This window comes from Arthrobacter sp. 9AX (assembly GCF_902506095.1).
Taxonomy (GTDB): domain Bacteria; phylum Actinomycetota; class Actinomycetes; order Actinomycetales; family Micrococcaceae; genus Arthrobacter.
Map to the genome: position 1 here is coordinate 1,461,168 of NZ_LR733293.1, position 16,701 is coordinate 1,477,868.

Genomic DNA, 16,701 nt, shown 5'->3' on the forward strand with positions numbered 1-16,701 from the left:
CGGCCACCCGCCGCTTTTCCGTCCCCCACGGCCCGGAAGAGGCAGCGGCAAAAGCGCGCCGCTGGGGTGCTTTCTACTACATGGAGCATGTGCTCCGGGTCATGAAGGGGTATAGCTGGTCCCTTCTGATGTACAGTGTGGGCCATCCGGTGGCCTATCTCTTCGCCATGGGCGTGGGCCTGGCCACCCTGGTGGACGCGCAGGGCGGGGGAGCCTTCGGGGGAGTGGGATACGTGACGTGGCGCCCGCACTGTTGGTCTCGGCGGCGGTGATGACGGCAGCCAACGAATTCACCTTTCCCGTGATGGGCGGCTTCAAGTGGCGCCGGACCTACTACGGCCCGCACGCCTCGCCGCTGACGCCCCAGCAGATCGCGGCCGGGCACATCATGGCGGTGACCCTGCGGTTCCTGCTGCAGTCGGCCATCTACTTTGCTGCCGTTGCCCTGTTTGGCGCCGCACCCGGCGGGTGGGGCTGGGTAACCATCCTGGTGGCCACGCTGGCGGCGCTTTCATTCGGATTGCCGCTGATGGCCTATTCGGCGTCCATCACCGAGGACAAAGGCCAGTTTGCGCTGGTGATGCGTTTCATCGTGATGCCGCTCTTCCTGTTTTCCGGAACGTTCTTTCCCCTGGACAGCCTGCCGCTTGCCGTGCGGTGGATCGGCTGGATCTCCCCGATCTGGCATGGCACCGAGCTGGGAAGAGTCTTCACCTACGGCTACCAGGAGCCCCCGTTGCTGACCGTCCTGCACGTTGTGGTGCTGGTGGGGCTGGCGGTGGTGGGCTGGTTCCTGACGCGGCGGCAGTTCGCAGCGAGGATGGGGCGATGACCGTGGACCTTGAAAGGGGCGGTGCTCCGGAGGCGGCCCGCAACAGGACTTTCGGACCGCTCTACTCACGCAACGCCAGGGCTGTGATTTCGCGTGGACTGCTGGCCACCAGGAGCACCAACTGGCTCGTGATGCTCTCCGGCTTCTTCGAACCGGTCCTGTTCCTGATCTCCATGGGTGTGGGGCTCGGGGCGGTCGTGGGATCGGTGCAGGGGCCTGATGGCGGGGACATCAGTTACGCGGCCTACATCGCGCCGGCGCTGTTGGCCGTTTCCGCCATGAACGGGGCGGTCTACGACTCCACCTGGAACGTGTTCTTCAAGATGAACTTCGCCAAGCTCTACCAGGGGATGCTCTATACCTCGCTGGGCCCCCTGGATGTTGCCTTGGGTGAGATCTTCCTGGCCCTGCTGCGCGGGCTCCTCTACGCCCTGGGTTTCACCGCCGTGATGGGGGTGATGGGCCTGATCACCACGCCCTGGGCCCTGCTCATGGTCCCGGCGTCCGTGTTGATCGCCTTCGGGTTCGCCAGCATCGGCATGGGCATCACGAGTTTCCTGAAGACCTTCCAGCAGATGGACTGGATCAACTTCATCATGCTGCCCATGTTCCTGTTCAGCGCAACGTTCTACCCGCTGAGTGTGTACCCGCAGGCAATCCAATGGCTTATCCAGGCGATGCCGCTGTGGCACGGGGTGGAGTTGCTGCGCCAAATCAGCGTTGGTACGTTCACTGCGGCCACCGCCATCCACATCGGCTACTACCTGGTGATGACCGCCGCCGGGATGCTGCTCACCACCACGCGGCTGCGCCAGCTGTTCCTGAAGTAGCCCGACCAACCGGGTAGCGCCAAGTGCCGTGTTGAGGCTCCAAAAGGACTCGTGGCGCTACCTGCCTGGGAGAGGGAACGGGTTGTTCGCCCGGGGTGGAAGGCGGCCGGAGCATACTCGGGCGTTTGAGAGAATGGGTGCATGCAATCACTGGGCAACTCCACGTCATCCTCCAAACCCGCCAGGGGCGGATTCTCCATGTTCCGCATCAGCGGGCCGGGACTGATGGTCCTGGTCACCGCATTCGTTGTGGCCGTGATCTTCGCGGCCAACCAGAACGACGTGGTGGGCTGGGTGGTTGCCGCCATCGCTTTCTTCTGGCTGGCCCTTGCGTCCTTTGTGGTCTTCAGCATCCAGAAGGCCGCCAAGAAGGCCGGAGCCAAGCTGACGGAAGCCCAGAACGCCTTCACCACCGCTGCCGGGCGCGGCCCCTACGCGGGGGCTGACCAGGGCGGAACCCGGGTAGTGGCCGAACGCAGCCAGGCGGACGAAATCCGCGACCTCAAGCTGGACCACTCCTTCAAGATTGTCCAGGTGCAGATCCGGGTGGTGGAGGAGGAGCGCGCCAAGGGTGCTGCTGCCAACCAGGACACCATCAACCGGGCCCTTGAAACCATCGAGATCACCGCGACGAACGCCAGGGACATGATCAAGTCCTCCGGCAATGGAGAGCCGGTCACCGGAACCATCATCGACTAGAGTGGAGCGGGTGAGCTCGGCATTGAAGAAGGACCACCTTCGCATCGCATCCGTTAACGTCAACGGCCTTCGGGCTGCCTACAAGAACGGTATGGCGGCCTGGCTTGAGCCGCGCGAAGTGGACATCCTCTGCCTTCAGGAAGTCCGCGCGCCGGACGCAATCGTCCGTGCGCTGCTGGGCGACGGGTGGCACATCCTGCACGCCGAGGCAGAGGCGAAGGGCCGCGCCGGCGTCGCCATCGCCTCGCGCGAGGAACCCCTGGAAACCCGGAACGGCATCGGTGACGACTACTTCGCCACCGCAGGCCGCTGGGTGGAGGCCGATTTCCGGTTCGCCGACGCTGTTGGCCACCCGGTCCAGCTCACGGTGGCCAGCGCCTACGTCCATTCCGGCGAGGTGGGCACCCCCAAGCAGGATGACAAGTTCCGGTTCCTCGACGCGATGAGCACCCGCCTGCCGGAGCTGACCAAGCACAGCGACCATGCACTGGTGGTGGGCGACCTCAACGTGGCCCACACTCCCCGGGACATCCGGAACTCGAAGCCCAACGTCAAGAAGGCGGGCCACCTGCCGGAGGAACGTGCGTACTTCGACAGGTTCTTCGGCGAGGAAATCGGCTGGCAGGACGTCCACCGCAACCTTGCCGGCGACGTCGACGGTCCCTACACCTGGTGGTCCCAGCGCGGCAAGGCATTCGACAACGACACAGGTTGGCGCATCGACTACCACCTGGCCACGCCGGAATTGGCTTCGGCCGCCATCTCGGCGGTTGTTGACCGGGCAGCCTCGTGGGACACCCGCTTCTCCGACCATGCACCGCTTGTAGTGGACTACCAGCTCTAAGCCCCGAAGGTTTCATCCCCATGACTAGCCAGACTTCCCCTGCACCCAAAAAGCGCATCCTCTCCGGCGCCAAGCCCACGGCAGACTCCCTGCACCTGGGCAACTACATCGGTGCCGTCCGCAACTGGGTGGATATGCAGGCCGAGTACGATGCTGTGTTCTTCATCCCCGACCTGCACGCCATCACCGTGGACTTCGACCCCGCCGAACTGGCCAAGCGGACCCGCATCGTGGCAGCCCAGTACATCGCAGCGGGTATCGATCCGGACAAAAGCATCTTCTTCGTCCAGTCCCACGTGCCCGAACACGCGCAGCTGGCCTGGGCCCTGAACTGCATCACCGGTTTCGGCGAAGCGTCCCGGATGACCCAGTTCAAGGACAAAACCCAGAAGTCCGGCGCCGACGCCGCCACCCTGGGACTGTTCGCGTACCCCACGCTCATGGCCGCCGACATCCTCCTGTACCAGACCGACCTTGTGCCGGTGGGGGAGGACCAGCGCCAGCACCTGGAGCTGACCCGCAACCTCGCCCAGCGCTTCAATACTAAGTTCGGCCCCACCTTCACGGTCCCGGAAGCCACCATCGTGAAGGAACGCGCCAAGATCTACGACCTCCAGAACCCCAGCGCCAAGATGTCCAAGACCGGGGAATCGCCCAACGGCGCCATCCAGCTGCTGGAGGATCCCAAGGTGGCTGCCAAGCGCATCAAGTCCGCAGTGACCGATGCGGGCACGGACATCAGGTTCGACCAAGAGGAAAAGCCAGGCATCTCCAACCTGCTCACCATCTACTCCTCCCTCACGGGCAAGTCCGTGGCAGATCTCGAAGCCGAGTACCAGGGCAAGATGTACGGCCACCTCAAGGTGGACCTCGCCGAGGTAGTGGTGGAGTTCGTGACGCCGCTGCGGGACCGCACCAACGAGCTGATGGAGGACCCGGCGGAACTGGACCGGCTGCTGGCCCACGGCGCCGAGCGGGCGCGTGAAATAGCGTCGGTGACCCTTGGCCAGGTGTATGAGCGCATGGGCTTCCTGCCGTCCTTCTCCCTCGCTGGAGTCCGCTAGCGCCATGCCATCCAGCAAAGTCACCGCAAGGGAAGGCTCCCGCTCCATTCAGGCAGCGGGCAGGCCCGGTAACCCCCCAGGCGACCCAGCGAAGGACACCGGCCCGGCCGGACAGGGCCCCTCAAGGACGGAAAACGTCAGCGTAGGCGTCATCCTGGGCTTCCCGCCGGAGGTGGCCGAGGAACTGCAGCGGTGGCGGGCTTCCTTCGGGGATCCGCAGGCGGGCGTGGTGCCGGCCCACATCACACTGGTGACCACCACGCCTACCCGGGACTGGGAAGCCACCCTGGAACACGTGCGGGACGTGGCCCGCCGCCAAAGCCCCTTTATGGTCACCATCGCCGGGACCGGGACATTCCGTCCGGTCTCGCCCGTGGTCTTCATTAACGTGGCGGAAGGCTTTGAAGCGTGCGTCGAGCTGCACGAAAAGCTCCAGCAGGGTCCCCTCCAGCGTGACCTGCCCTTCGCCTACCATCCGCACGTCACCATCGCCCACGACGTCGCCCCGGAAAGCCTCGATGAGGCCGAAACGGTACTCAGAAACTACAGAGCCACCTTCCCCGTGGTTAGCATGGGACTCTACGAGCACGATGCGGACGGCATCTGGCAGCTACGGGAAGAGCTGGACTTTGGGACCGAAACTGACAACGACGCCGGCACCCGATTCACGGACGCCGGCGCGGACACAGCATCCGAAGCAGGCTGAACAGCAGCCACTTCCCACGGAACAAGCCCGGCTCAAGCTTGCCGTCATCCAGAAGCGGATGGAGCTGGGCAAGGTGCGCCGGTCAGGCGGGGGCTTCTTCGCCACCGTGATGGCCACGGTCCAATGGCTGCTCGCCAGGCTTAATGCCTTCCGGCCCATGCGCGCCTTCAAGCACTACACGCTCCAGCACGGCCCGCTGATGAGTGCCGGCATCGGCTTCAACATGTTCTTCTCCATCACGGGCCTGCTGGCCACCGGCTTTTCCATCGCCGGCCTGGTGCTGCGCGGCCAGCCGGCGCTTCTGGACACCATCGTCGCCAGCGTGGCACAAAGCGCGCCCGGGCTGCTGAAGGTGAACGGCGGCGAAGGCCTGGTGGACCCGCAGGACCTGCTCAACCCGGACGGCCTGGGTCTGACGGCCCTCGTCGCCGCCGTGGTCACGGTCATCACATCGCTGGGCTGGATTGCCGGTTTGCGGGACGGGGTGCGCGGAGTGATGCAGCTGCCGCCGCTGGTGGTCAACCCTGTCCTGATGAAGCTGCGCGACGCCGGCACCCTCCTCCTGCTGGGCGTCGCCCTGGTGATCAGCGCCGGAGCTTCCCTGGTGTTTGGTACCGCCGCCGGCTGGGTGGCGGACGCACTGCGGCTCAACGACGCCGTGGCGGGTCCGCTGACCACGTCCATCAAGATTGCGGTCCCGCTGGTCCTGAGCTGGGTGACCGCGCTCATTATGTTCCGGCTGGCCGCCGGGCTGAAGCTGTCCCGCCGTGCGCTGCTCGAAAGCACCATCCTGGCGGCACTGGGCACCACCATCCTGCAGATCTTCAGCACCGAACTGCTCGCCGGCGCGGGCCGTAATCCCATCCTGGCGCCGTTCGCCATCATCATCGGCCTGCTGATCTGGTTCAACCTGGTCAGCCAGGTCTACCTCGTCTCTGCGGGCTGGGCCGCCATCCGGGAGGCGGACCTGAAGGGCGGCGAGACCCCGCACAAAACAATCCTCGGCTCGCGCCGCACCACGCCGCATACCTGACCGGGCGAACAGGGGCTCCCGCTACTGCCCGGCGTCGAGGTACTGGTCGGCCCAGGCCGCGATGATCCTGGCAGCCCGCGCCGCCTGGCCCTTGCCGGTGAGGAGGTGGTCGCTGCCTTCGAGGGAGACGAAGTTCCGCGGATGCCGTGCGGTCTGGAAAATGGTGCTGGCGTTTTCGATCCCCACGGTGTTGTCGGTGGGGGAGTGGAGCACCATCAGCGGCTTGTGCAGCTGCTTGATGCAGTCCGTCAGGTCCGCGTTTTCCAGGTCCTCCACAAAGTGCTTGCGGATCTCCACGCGCTTCCCGCCCAGGTCCACCTCCGCGCTGCCTTCGCTCAGGATCTTGTCCAGGGCCGCGTCAAACACATGCGCCACGTGCTTGGGTGAAAAAGGCGCCCCCACCGTGGCGACGGCGTCGAGCTCGGGGATCTCCCGCGCGGCGGCCAGCACGGCTGCGCCGCCGAAGGAGTGGCCCACCAGCAGTGAGATCGCTTTCCCCTGGGCGCGCATGAACTCGGCCGCCTTGACGGTGTCCGCCACCTTGTGGCTGAAGGAGCCCGCGGACCACTCGCCCGCGGACCCGCCAAGGCCCAGGTTGTCGAACCGCAGCATGCCCACGCCGCTGTCCGCCAGCGCCTTGCACATCCGTGAGGCCGAGGGTGCGTCCTTGCCCAGCGTGAATCCGTGCGAGAAGACGCCCCAGCCCTTGACCGGGCCTTCCGGAACGTCGATGATGCCGGAGAGCATTTCGCCGGTCGACCCGGCGAACGAGACCTTTTCGGAGCGGGACACGTTGTCCCCTTTCGTTTGATGCGGATGCCCTGCCATTTTTGGTTCCCGAAACCGGTGGGTTGGGACCAAGGGTGACAGCTCGTGCGGAGGTGCTCAACTGGTGAAACAACGACGGCGCCGATCCCCCTCAGGTGGGGACGGCGCCGTCGTCTGCTTGATCCTTGGTCAGATCTTGCGGGAGAGGATGGCCTGCTTGACCTCGGCGATCGCCTGGGTCACCTGGATACCGCGGGGGCAAGCTTCGGAGCAGTTGAAGGTGGTGCGGCAGCGCCACACGCCTTCCTTGTCGTTGAGGATCTCCAGGCGCATGTCGCCGGCGTCATCGCGTGAGTCGAAGATGAAGCGGTGCGCGTTGACGATCGCGGCAGGGCCGAAGTACTGGCCGTCGGTCCAGAACACCGGGCAGGAGGATGTGCAGGCAGCGCAGAGGATGCACTTGGTGGTGTCATCGAAGCGCTCACGGTCCTCGGGGGACTGCAGGCGTTCCCGGGTGGGCTCGTGGCCCTTGTTGATCAGGAACGGCATGACCTCCCGGTAGGACTGGAAGAACGGTTCCATGTCCACGATCAGGTCCTTCTCCACAGGAAGGCCCTTGATGGGTTCCACCGTGATGGGCTTGGAGGTGTCCAGGTCCTTCAGGAGGGTCTTGCAGGCGAGGCGGTTACGGCCGTTGATGCGCATGGCATCGGAGCCGCACACACCGTGGGCGCAGGAACGGCGGAAGGAGAGGCTGCCGTCGATCTCCCACTTGACCTTGTGCAGGGCATCCAGCACGCGGTCCGTGCCGTACATGGTCAGGTGGTAGTCGTCCCAGGTGGCCTCGCCCGAAACTTCCGGGTTGTAGCGGCGGACGCGCATGTGCACATCAAACGTGGGGATTTCCCCGCCCCCGCCAACGCTGGCAGGAAGTTCAACCTTTGAGGCTGGCTCAGCGATTTCAGCGGTCATCTTAGTACTTCCTCACCATCGGCTCGTAGCGGGTAAAGACAACCGGCTTCGTGGCCAGACGGATTCCGGCAATTGCTTCTGCCGATCCGTCCGCCGGGGCGTGGTCGTCCTTGTACGCCATGGAGTGCTTCATGAATTTTTCGTCGTCGCGGTCCGGGAAGTCCTCGCGGAAGTGTCCTCCGCGGGATTCCTCACGGTGCAGGGCTGCTACGGTCATGACCTTGGCCAGCTCCAGCAGGAAGCCGAGTTCAACGGCCTCGAGCAGGTCAAGGTTGAAGCGCTTCCCCTTGTCCTGGACATTGATGCGCTTGTACCGCTCCTCGAAGGAGGCGATGTCGCGCAGGACCTGGTTCAGGGTGTCCGCGGTGCGGAACACCTGCATGTTGGCGTCCATGGTGTCCTGCAGTTCCTTGCGGATCTGGGCCACCTTTTCGTCGCCTGTGCCGTTGCGGGCAATGTCCAGCAGTTCGGTGGTGTACGCCAGGGGGTTCTCCGGCAGTTCCACGTAGTCGGCAGTCTTGGCGTACTCGGCTGCAGCGATGCCGGCGCGCTTGCCGAACACGTTGATGTCCAGCAGGGAGTTGGTGCCCAGACGGTTGGAACCGTGGACGGACACGCAGGCAACCTCACCGGCTGCATACAGCCCGGGGACCACGGTGTCGTTGTCCTGCAGGACCTCGGTGGTGATGTTGGTGGGGATGCCGCCCATGGCGTAGTGCGCGGTGGGGAACACGGGAACGGGTTCGGTGTAGGGCTCCACGCCGAGGTAGGTACGGGCGAACTCGGTGATGTCCGGGAGCTTGGCGTCGATGTGCGCCGGCTCCAGGTGGGTGAGGTCCAGGAGGACGTAGTCCTTGTTCGGGCCGCAGCCGCGGCCTTCACGGACCTCGTTGGCCATGGAGCGGGCCACGATGTCACGCGGCGCCAGGTCCTTGATGGTGGGCGCGTAGCGTTCCATGAACCGCTCACCCTCCGAGTTGCGCAGGATGGCGCCTTCGCCGCGGGCGGCTTCGGAGAGGAGGATGCCCAGGCCGGCGAGGCCGGTCGGGTGGAACTGGAAGAACTCCATGTCCTCCAGCGGGATGCCCCGGCGGAAGGCGATGCCCATGCCGTCACCGGTGAGGGTGTGGGCGTTGGAGGTGGTCTTGAAGACCTTGCCGGCGCCGCCGGAGGCGAACACCACGGACTTTGCCTGGAAGACGTGCAGTTCGCCCGAAGCGAGGTCATAGGACACGACGCCGGCCACGCGCTTCTGCTTGTACGGCGTGCCGTCTTCGCGGACGGCGTCTTCCTCGACCGTAAGGAGGTCCAGCACGTAGTACTCGTTGTAGAACTCAACGTTGTGCTTGACGCAGTTTTGGTACAGCGTCTGCAGGATCATGTGTCCCGTGCGGTCAGCTGCGTAGCAGGCGCGGCGGACAGGTGCCTTGCCGTGGTCGCGGGTGTGGCCGCCGAAACGGCGCTGGTCGATGCGGCCCTCGGGCGTGCGGTTGAACGGCAGGCCCATCTTCTCAAGGTCCAGCACGGCGTCGATGGCCTCTTTGGCCATCACCTCCGCGGCGTCCTGGTCAACCAGGTAGTCGCCGCCCTTGACGGTGTCGAACGTGTGCCACTCCCAGTTGTCTTCCTCGACATTGGCGAGTGCTGCACACATGCCACCCTGTGCCGCACCGGTGTGCGAGCGGGTGGGGTAGAGCTTGGTCAGTACTGCTGTGCGGGCGCGTTGACCGGATTCGATCGCCGCGCGCATGCCAGCGCCACCGGCACCGACGATGACGACGTCGTACTTATGGACCTGCATACCAGACGCTCTTTCTCTCAAAATTCGCAATAAAACAACGGGCGGGCGTTGCCTGCTCCGCAAAACAAGGCCCGCGGTTGTACCCGCGGGCCCGGGAAGTTGCCGGTGCTAGGCAGGGCAGAAGCCGCCGGGCAGGGGAACGCCGTCCACCACCGGGCAGGGGTTGAAGGTGAAGATCACCAGGGTGCCCAGGACAATGATGACGACCGTAGCCGAGTACAGGACGGTCTTCAGCCAGCGGCGGGTTGAGTCCTTCTCGGCGTAGTCGTTGATGATGGTGCGGACGCCGTTGGTGCCGTGCAGCATGGCCAGCCACAGCATGGCGAGGTCCCAGAACTGCCAGAACGGGTCGGCCCACTTGCCGGCCACGAAACCAAAGTCGATGGCGTGGATGCCTTCGCCCACCATGAGGTTTACAAAGAGGTGGCCGAAGATCAGGACCACAAGCACCACGCCGGACAACCGCATGAACAACCAGGCGATCATTTCGAAGTTGCCACGGCTGCCGCCGTTGCGGCGGTACTGGGGCGCGATCCGCCCGCTGCGCGGGCTCTCAATCGTTGCGGACATGGCTTAGTGACCTCCGAGCGCGAGGGACAGGTGGCGGATGGAGAAGGCGACCATGGTGACCACCCAGAGGCCCAGGACTGCCCAGAGCATCTGGCGCTGGTACTTTGCGCCCTTCTTCCAGAAGTCCACCGCAATAATGCGCAGACCGTTGAAGGCGTGGAAGACGATGGCCGCAACAAGGCCGGTCTCACCCAGGGCCATGAGGGGGTTCTTGTAAGCACCGATCACCGCGGTGTAGGCCTCGGGAGACACACGCACCAAGGAGGTGTCCAAAACGTGGACCAACAAGAAGAAAAAGATCACTACACCGGTAATACGGTGTCCTACCCAGGACCACATGCCTTCACGGCCGCGGTACAAGGTGCCAGCTGGTTTTGTCGGCACTGATAAACCTCCCTGCAACACAGCGGCGCTGGCATGAGATCCACGCGGGGGGAACGCCTGCTGCGAGAGCACTCGTAGCTCAGGCCTAAATCTAGGCTCCGCTCACAGCTTATTCAATTTAGGAACTCCTTGGTGCCCAGCAACGGCAAGGATTTCATTGATTAATGAGACAAACGCCACAATCGCGCGCCCTGATGAAGTCTGGTTGCTCCGGAAAGGGGCCGAAAGGGGGCTGCTGCGGGTGGTCGGCTAAAGTAGGCCTTGATGAGTACAGACAAAGTGACAAGCCCGGTTTCACCCCTTGACCGCTTCATTGCGGTGATCCCGGCCGGCGGAGTGGGGACCCGCCTTTGGCCCCTGTCGCGAGCCGCAGCTCCCAAGTTCCTTCATGACCTCACCGGCTCGGGCAGCACATTGCTGCGCGCCACCTATGACCGCCTGCAGCCGCTGGCCGGCACGCGGGTCCTGGTGGTTACCGGGCAGGCCCACCGTGAAGCTGTGTGCCGGCAGCTTCCGGAAGTCTCGGACGCGGACTTGGTCCTCGAATCCGAGCCCAAGGACTCCGGCGCGGCCATCGGCCTTGCCGCAGCCATCCTGCACGAACGCGACCCGGACACCATCATGGGTTCCTTCGCCGCGGACCATGTGATCAGCCCGGACAGCCTCTTCCAGGAGGCGGTTCGCGAGGCCATTTATACCGCCGCTGCCGGCAAGATCGTCACCATCGGCATCAAGCCCACCCACCCCTCCACCGGGTTCGGGTACATCCGTTCGGGCCAGGGCCTGCGCATCGATGGTGCGCCCAGCGCCCAGGATGTGGTGGAGTTCGTTGAAAAGCCGAACGAGGAAGTGGCTCAGCAGTACGTGGATAGCGGGAACTACGTGTGGAACGCCGGCATGTTCGTCGCCCCCGTTGCCCTCCTGCTCAAGCACCTCGAGGCCAACCAGCCCGAACTGTTTCAGGGCCTTCAGGAAATCGCCCGCGCCTGGGACACCCCCGCCCGCGACGAGGTCACGGCCCGCGTCTGGCCCACCCTGCCCAAGATTGCCATCGACTACGCGGTGGCCGAGCCTGCCGCCGAAGCCGGGGACGTCGCCGTCGTACCTGGCTCCTTCCGCTGGGATGACGTCGGTGACTTCGCTTCCGTGGGCCGGCTCAACAGTGCCAAGGAAGTGGACGACGTCACCGTGCTCGGCGAAGGGGCGCGGGTGTTCACGGAGAACTCCAGCGGCGTGGTGGTCACCGACACCAAACGGGTGATCGCCCTGATCGGGATCCAGGACGTTGTGATCGTCGATACCCCTGATGCCCTGCTGGTGACCACCATGGCCAACTCGCAGCGGGTCAAGGCCGCCGTCGACGCCCTGAAGGCCAGCGGAGACACGGACGTTCTCTAGGCCGGACCGGTCCCCGCCGATGTAACGCGGGGACCGCGATGCCCGTAATACCGCGACCCTCGCTAGAGTGAAGCAGTGCGCAATTACACTACGGAAGCCGAGCCCACCGCACTGGTGGCACCCTGGCTTGAACCGCTCCTGCCGGAACTGATCGAATTCCGCCGGGACCTGCATGCGCACCCGGAACTGTCCTTCAAGGAATTCCGCACCACTGACAAGCTGGCAGAGCGCCTCGAAGCCGCAGGCCTCATGCCCCGGCGCCTGGAAGGCACCGGGCTCACCGTGGACGTGGGGGAGGGGCCCATCGCCACCGCCCTGCGCGGCGACATCGATGCGCTGCCCATCATCGAAGAGACCGGCCTGCCGTTCGCCTCGAAAAACCACGGTGTAACGCACGCCTGCGGGCACGACGTCCACACCACCACCATGCTGGGCATCGCCCTGGTGCTGCACCGCATGCACCAGGAGGAACCGCTCGGCGCCAGCATCCGCATCATCTTCCAGCCCGCCGAGGAAACCATGCCCGGCGGTGCACACTCCTGCATCGAGCAGGGCGTACTGGACGGCGTTCCCCGCATCCTGGCCCTGCACTGCGATCCCCGCATTGAAGTGGGCAAGATCGGTACGCGCATCGGCGCCATCACCTCTGCCTCGGACACCATCCGGATCGAACTTTCCGGCCGCGGCGGCCACACCTCGCGTCCGCACCTGACCGAGGACCTGGTGTTCGCCCTGGCGCAGATCGCCGTGAATGTCCCGGCTGTCCTCTCCCGCCGGGTGGATGTCCGCAGCGGCGTGTCCGTGGTCTGGGGCCAGATCTCTGCCGGTTCGGCACCCAACGCGATTCCCGGTGCCGGCTACATGGCCGGAACCATGCGCTGCCTGGACCGCGAAGCCTGGCACGCCGCCGGCGAGCTCCTGGACGAAGTGGTGCACCAGGTCGCTGCCCCGTACGGCGTGGACGTGCGCCTGGAGCACACCAGGGGAGTGCCTCCGGTGGTGAACTCCGAACACGAGACGGCCATCATCGAGGCATCCGCCCGCGCGGAAATCGGTGAAAGCGCAGTGGTGCTGACTCCCCAGTCCATGGGCGGGGAGGACTTCGCCTGGTTCCTCGCGGAGCTTCCGGGCGCCATGATGCGGCTTGGCACCAAGACTCCCGGCGGCGAGGAATACGATCTCCACCGCGGCGACTACATCCTGGACGAACGGGCCCTGGGCCTGGGCATTAGGGTGCTCACCGCTGCGGCGCTGCGCACCATCCGGGACCTTTAGCCGGAGCGGCGGGTCCCTCCTGGCCGTCAAACCCTGCCGCGCGTACCGCCGTTGTGCCGGGCTGCGCAGCGAAGCCTGGACTCGCCGCGCAGGCGCAGTCCCTGCGTCATGAAGATTGGTTTCAGTGCGCAGTCCCGTTCGAAGACGGCTCCGGCGGGCAATTTGGTTGTGCACAACTGAATTGCCCGCTATGGTTGTGGCATGACTGATGCTCCGCGGCTCAACCGCCAGGTGTGCTTTGCGCTCTATTCGGCATCGCGTGCCGCGACCGCCGTGTACCGGCCCGTCCTCGAGGATCTGGGCCTCACCTACCCGCAGTACTTGGTGATGCTGGTGCTGTGGGAGAGTGAGCCGCGCGGTGTGAAGGAACTGGGCGAAGAGCTCGGCCTGGATTCGGGTACCCTGTCACCGCTGCTGAAGCGCCTTGAGTCCCTCGGGCTGGTGGAACGCCGCCGGTCCGGAGAGGATGAGCGCCGCGTCGCCATCCACCTGACACCGGCCGGGCGCGGGCTGAGCGGGAAAGCCGCCGCCATTCCGCAGCGACTCGCTGACGCCGCGGGGCTCACAGCCAAAGAACTTGACCAGCTGCGCGACACCCTGGGCCGCCTGACGGCAGCCCTCCACGGCGCAGTCTGACACCACAGATACCCCACAACAGGATGGAAACACCGTGAAACCCCTTTACACAGCACACGCCCTTGCCTCGGGCGAAGGCCGCGACGGCACCGCACGGACCAACGACGGCAAACTGGACGTCACGCTGTCCAGCCCCCAGGAGCTCGGCGGAACCGGCGAAGGCACCAACCCGGAACAGCTCTTCGCCGCCGGATATGCCGCGTGCTTCCACTCCGCCCTCCGCCTGGTGGGACGCAAGGAACGCGCCGACCTGACCGATTCGGCAGTGGCCGCAAAGGTCCATCTCGGGCACTTGGACACTGCCGGGTTCGGCCTGGCTGCGGAACTCGAGATCGCCCTGCCGGCGCTCGATCTGGCCACCGCTGAGGCGCTGGTGGCCAAAGCCCACCAGATCTGCCCCTATTCCAACGCCACCCGCGGCAACATCACGGTGGACATCAAGATCCTGGAGTACGCCGCATGAGCGTTGCAGCACTTCCTGCCACCACCCGCGAAATCCAGCTGGCGTCCCGCCCGTCGGGCCGTCCGGTCCCGGAGAACTTCCGCCTTGCCGAGTCACCGCTGCCTGAACTCCAGGACGGCCAGGTCCTGGTCCGCAACCTCTTCATCTCCGTGGATCCCTACATGCGCGGGCGGATGAATGACGTCAAGTCCTACTCCGCGCCATTCGCAGTGGATCAAGCGCTCGACGGCGGTGCGGTGGGGGAAGTGGTCGCGTCCCGTTCCGGGCGGCACCAGGAAGGTGACGTGGTGGTGCATGCCCTTGGGTGGCGTGAATACGCGGTGGTGGATGCAGCCGCAGCGACGCCCGCCCGCACGGAGCTCGCACCGGCGTCGGCATTCCTGGGTGCCCTGGGCATGACCGGGCTGACGGCGTACGCCGGCCTGCTCAAGGTTGCGGAATTCAAAGCCGGGGACGCGGTGTTCGTCTCCGGGGCGGCGGGTGCCGTCGGTTCGCTGGTGGGCCAGATCGCCAAGGCGATGGGGGCGTCCCGCGTGATCGGCTCTGCCGGTACCGCTGCCAAGGTGGCCCGGCTGCTGGAACTCGGCTTTGACGCCGCCTTCGACTACCACGACGGTCCTGTGCTGGAACAGTTGCGTACTGCGGCAGGCCCCGCCGGGATCGATGTCTACTTCGATAACGTGGGCGGCGAACACCTGGAAGCGGCCCTGGCCACCCTCAATCTGGGCGGCCGGGTGGCGATGTGCGGTGCCATCTCCCAGTACAACTCCACCGTGCCCACTCCGGCACCCCACAACCTGATGCTCGCTATCGGCAAGCAGCTCACGTTGAAGGGCTTCCTGGTGGGCGGCCAGAGGCAGCACGCCGCCGAGTTCGCCGAAAAGATGGCAGGCTGGCTTGCGGACGGGACGGTCCGCTACGACGAGACCATCGTGGACGGGCTGGAGAACGCACCGCAGGCCTTTATGGACCTGCTCGACGGCGCCAACACCGGCAAGATGCTGGTCCGCCTCTGACCGTCTCCCGGTCCAAGGACTAAAGCAGGGGGCCGCATCACCATGCGGCCCCTTACTGGTTGGTAACAACTTGTAAACAATCTCCGGAATGGGGTGCGGGTGTGCTACGGAGACGTGTTCCAGGCCACTAAAGTAGGTGCCATCAGTGCGCTCCGGCGCAGTGCTGCTGGCCGTCAGTGAAAACAGAATTTCAGTGCAGAAACGGACACTCATTGAATTCGAGCCGTAGCGCCTCTCTCTTCATCCTGGAGGAAAATTGAAGAAATCACTGCGTGCACAATTCAAGCGCGGTTCAATGGCCGGCCTGGCTACCGTCAGCGCCTCGGCCCTTCTGTTGAGCGCCTGCGGCGCAGCTCCGGAAACCGGAAGCACCTCGTCCGCCGGGGCCACCGACTACACCGGCTGCATCGTCTCAGACTCCGGCGGGTTCGACGACCAGTCCTTCAACCAATCCTCCTACGAGGGCCTGAAGAAGGCCGAGGCAGACCTCGGCATCAAGGTCAACCAGGTGGAATCCAAGACCAACAACGACTTCGAGCCCAACCTCCGCGCCATGGTCACCGCCGGCTGCGATCTCCGTCACCGTCGGCTTCCTCCTCGGTGACGCCACCAAGGCGCAGGCAACGGCCAACCCGGACAGCCACTTCGCCATCATCGACTTCGGGTACGAGACGCCCATCAACAACGTCAAGCCGATCGTCTACGACACCGCCCAGGCGGCCTTCCTCGCCGGCTACCTCGCCGCGGGCACCACCAAGACCGGGACGGTTGCCACTTTCGGCGGCATCAGGATCCCCACCGTCACCATCTTCATGGACGGCTACGCGGACGGCGTGAAGTACTACAACGAGAAGAAGGGCAAGGACGTCAAACTCCTTGGCTGGAACAAGGACGCCCAGGACGGCAGCTTCACCGGCGACTTCGAGAAGCAGGACGTAGGCAAGCAGCTCACCCAGAACTTCCTGGACCAGGGTGCGGACATCGTGATGCCCGTGGCCGGCCCGGTGGGCAAGGGTGCGGGGGCGGCCCTGAGTGAAGCCAAGGATGCAGGCAAGGACGTCAAGCTGATCTGGGTTGACTCCGACGGCTACCTCACTGCCCCTGATTACAAGGAGATCATGCTGTCCTCCGTCATGAAGCAGATGGGTGAAGCCGTGGAAACGGTGGTCAAGGAGGACAAGGACGGCAAATTCAGCAACACCCCGTACGTTGGCACCCTGGCCAACGACGGCGTCCAGCTGGCCCCGTTCCACGACCTTGACTCCCAGGTTCCCGCCGAGCTGAAGTCCGAACTGGACCAGATCAAGAAGGACATCGTGGACGGCAAGCTGAAGGTCGAGTCGGCAGCCAGCCCCAAGTCCTGACCCGTGCACACAAGCGCCACCCCCGGCTGGTCGATGACCGGCCGGG

At 65.0% G+C, this 16,701-nt stretch carries 16 protein-coding genes and 2 pseudogenes; 13 read left to right on the forward strand and 5 right to left on the reverse strand.

What is annotated here, in order from left to right:
- Nucleotides 1-80: 80 nt before the first annotated feature.
- From BACI348_RS06720 to BACI348_RS06750, 7 genes and pseudogenes are all read left to right on the forward strand, one after another.
- Nucleotides 81-832: pseudogene (locus BACI348_RS06720) on the forward strand (ABC transporter permease).
- Nucleotides 829-1,662 carry an ABC transporter permease gene (locus tag BACI348_RS06725; protein ID WP_159824514.1) on the forward strand — a complete coding sequence of 278 codons (834 nt, stop codon included), beginning with the start codon at nucleotides 829-831 and terminating at the stop codon, nucleotides 1,660-1,662. The pseudogene BACI348_RS06720 and the gene BACI348_RS06725 overlap by 4 nt, the downstream one beginning before the upstream one ends.
- Before the next feature lie 141 nt (nucleotides 1,663-1,803).
- Nucleotides 1,804-2,361, forward strand: coding sequence for a hypothetical protein (locus BACI348_RS06730; protein WP_159824515.1), 558 nt, complete (start codon nucleotides 1,804-1,806; stop codon nucleotides 2,359-2,361).
- Between the two features lie 10 nt (nucleotides 2,362-2,371).
- The gene (locus BACI348_RS06735) at nucleotides 2,372-3,205 is read left to right on the forward strand and encodes an exodeoxyribonuclease III (RefSeq protein ID WP_159824516.1); all 834 of its coding nucleotides are present in this window, start codon (nucleotides 2,372-2,374) and stop codon (nucleotides 3,203-3,205) included.
- Between the two features lie 20 nt (nucleotides 3,206-3,225).
- On the forward strand, nucleotides 3,226-4,269 hold the full coding sequence (gene trpS / locus BACI348_RS06740) for a tryptophan--tRNA ligase (protein WP_159824517.1): 1,044 nt from the start codon (nucleotides 3,226-3,228) through the stop codon (nucleotides 4,267-4,269).
- A 4-nt stretch (nucleotides 4,270-4,273) separates the two neighbouring features.
- Nucleotides 4,274-4,975: a 2'-5' RNA ligase family protein gene (locus tag BACI348_RS06745; protein WP_159824518.1), complete on the forward strand. Its 702-nt coding sequence runs from the start codon at nucleotides 4,274-4,276 to the stop codon at nucleotides 4,973-4,975.
- Nucleotides 4,976-5,033: 58 nt separating this feature from the next.
- Complete coding sequence (locus BACI348_RS06750; RefSeq protein WP_159824519.1) at nucleotides 5,034-6,008, forward strand: YihY/virulence factor BrkB family protein; 975 nt, start codon at nucleotides 5,034-5,036, stop codon at nucleotides 6,006-6,008.
- A 21-nt stretch (nucleotides 6,009-6,029) separates the two neighbouring features.
- Here the strand turns inward: BACI348_RS06750 and BACI348_RS06755 are convergent, their stop codons facing one another.
- From BACI348_RS06755 to sdhC, 5 genes are all read right to left on the reverse strand, one after another.
- Nucleotides 6,030-6,800, reverse strand: a complete 771-nt coding sequence (locus tag BACI348_RS06755) for an alpha/beta hydrolase family protein (protein ID WP_159824520.1) — start codon at nucleotides 6,798-6,800, stop codon at nucleotides 6,030-6,032.
- A 165-nt stretch (nucleotides 6,801-6,965) separates the two neighbouring features.
- Complete coding sequence (locus tag BACI348_RS06760; RefSeq protein ID WP_159824521.1) at nucleotides 6,966-7,748, reverse strand: succinate dehydrogenase iron-sulfur subunit; 783 nt, start codon at nucleotides 7,746-7,748, stop codon at nucleotides 6,966-6,968.
- A 1-nt stretch (nucleotide 7,749) separates the two neighbouring features.
- Entirely contained in the window at nucleotides 7,750-9,549 is a 1,800-nt protein-coding gene (gene sdhA, locus BACI348_RS06765; protein WP_159824522.1) for a succinate dehydrogenase flavoprotein subunit, read from the reverse strand.
- Between the two features lie 108 nt (nucleotides 9,550-9,657).
- The gene (locus BACI348_RS06770; protein ID WP_159824523.1) at nucleotides 9,658-10,119 is read right to left on the reverse strand and encodes a succinate dehydrogenase hydrophobic membrane anchor subunit; all 462 of its coding nucleotides are present in this window, start codon (nucleotides 10,117-10,119) and stop codon (nucleotides 9,658-9,660) included.
- A gap of 3 nt (nucleotides 10,120-10,122) precedes the next feature.
- Nucleotides 10,123-10,503 carry a succinate dehydrogenase, cytochrome b556 subunit gene (sdhC, locus tag BACI348_RS06775; RefSeq protein WP_015936418.1) on the reverse strand — a complete coding sequence of 127 codons (381 nt, stop codon included), beginning with the start codon at nucleotides 10,501-10,503 and terminating at the stop codon, nucleotides 10,123-10,125.
- Between the two features lie 264 nt (nucleotides 10,504-10,767).
- Here sdhC and BACI348_RS06780 point away from each other — a divergent pair, with 264 nt between their 5' ends.
- From BACI348_RS06780 to BACI348_RS06805, 6 genes and pseudogenes are all read left to right on the forward strand, one after another.
- Nucleotides 10,768-11,901, forward strand: coding sequence for a mannose-1-phosphate guanylyltransferase (locus BACI348_RS06780; protein ID WP_159824524.1), 1,134 nt, complete (start codon nucleotides 10,768-10,770; stop codon nucleotides 11,899-11,901).
- Nucleotides 11,902-11,976: 75 nt separating this feature from the next.
- Nucleotides 11,977-13,176 (forward strand): amidohydrolase, encoded by a 1,200-nt coding sequence (locus BACI348_RS06785; protein WP_159824525.1) that lies wholly within the window; start codon nucleotides 11,977-11,979, stop codon nucleotides 13,174-13,176.
- A 201-nt stretch (nucleotides 13,177-13,377) separates the two neighbouring features.
- Nucleotides 13,378-13,812, forward strand: a complete 435-nt coding sequence (locus BACI348_RS06790) for a MarR family winged helix-turn-helix transcriptional regulator (protein ID WP_159824526.1) — start codon at nucleotides 13,378-13,380, stop codon at nucleotides 13,810-13,812.
- 34 nt (nucleotides 13,813-13,846) lie between these two features.
- A complete protein-coding gene (locus tag BACI348_RS06795; protein WP_159824527.1) occupies nucleotides 13,847-14,275 on the forward strand; it encodes an organic hydroperoxide resistance protein in 429 nt (142 codons plus the stop codon).
- The gene (locus BACI348_RS06800) at nucleotides 14,272-15,291 is read left to right on the forward strand and encodes an NADP-dependent oxidoreductase (RefSeq protein WP_159824528.1); all 1,020 of its coding nucleotides are present in this window, start codon (nucleotides 14,272-14,274) and stop codon (nucleotides 15,289-15,291) included. Before BACI348_RS06795 ends, BACI348_RS06800 begins: the two co-directional genes overlap by 4 nt.
- A gap of 256 nt (nucleotides 15,292-15,547) precedes the next feature.
- Nucleotides 15,548-16,655, forward strand: a pseudogene (locus BACI348_RS06805) (BMP family lipoprotein).
- The last annotated feature ends 46 nt before the right edge of the window (nucleotides 16,656-16,701 follow it).

Bases quoted from the DNA above. Each gene is read 5' to 3' on its own strand.
- BACI348_RS06750 (WP_159824519.1), top strand. From the start codon at position 5,034: ATGGAGCTGGGCAAGGTGCGCCGGTCAGGCGGGGGCTTCTTCGCCACC.
- sdhA (WP_159824522.1), bottom strand. From the start codon at position 9,549: ATGCAGGTCCATAAGTACGACGTCGTCATCGTCGGTGCCGGTGGCGCT.
- BACI348_RS06790 (WP_159824526.1), top strand. From the start codon at position 13,378: ATGACTGATGCTCCGCGGCTCAACCGCCAGGTGTGCTTTGCGCTCTAT.
- BACI348_RS06800 (WP_159824528.1), top strand. From the start codon at position 14,272: ATGAGCGTTGCAGCACTTCCTGCCACCACCCGCGAAATCCAGCTGGCG.
- BACI348_RS06770 (WP_159824523.1), bottom strand. From the start codon at position 10,119: ATGTCCGCAACGATTGAGAGCCCGCGCAGCGGGCGGATCGCGCCCCAG.
- trpS (WP_159824517.1), top strand. From the start codon at position 3,226: ATGACTAGCCAGACTTCCCCTGCACCCAAAAAGCGCATCCTCTCCGGC.
- BACI348_RS06745 (WP_159824518.1), top strand. From the start codon at position 4,274: ATGCCATCCAGCAAAGTCACCGCAAGGGAAGGCTCCCGCTCCATTCAG.
- BACI348_RS06780 (WP_159824524.1), top strand. From the start codon at position 10,768: ATGAGTACAGACAAAGTGACAAGCCCGGTTTCACCCCTTGACCGCTTC.
- BACI348_RS06730 (WP_159824515.1), top strand. From the start codon at position 1,804: ATGCAATCACTGGGCAACTCCACGTCATCCTCCAAACCCGCCAGGGGC.
- BACI348_RS06725 (WP_159824514.1), top strand. From the start codon at position 829: ATGACCGTGGACCTTGAAAGGGGCGGTGCTCCGGAGGCGGCCCGCAAC.
- BACI348_RS06760 (WP_159824521.1), bottom strand. From the start codon at position 7,748: ATGACCGCTGAAATCGCTGAGCCAGCCTCAAAGGTTGAACTTCCTGCC.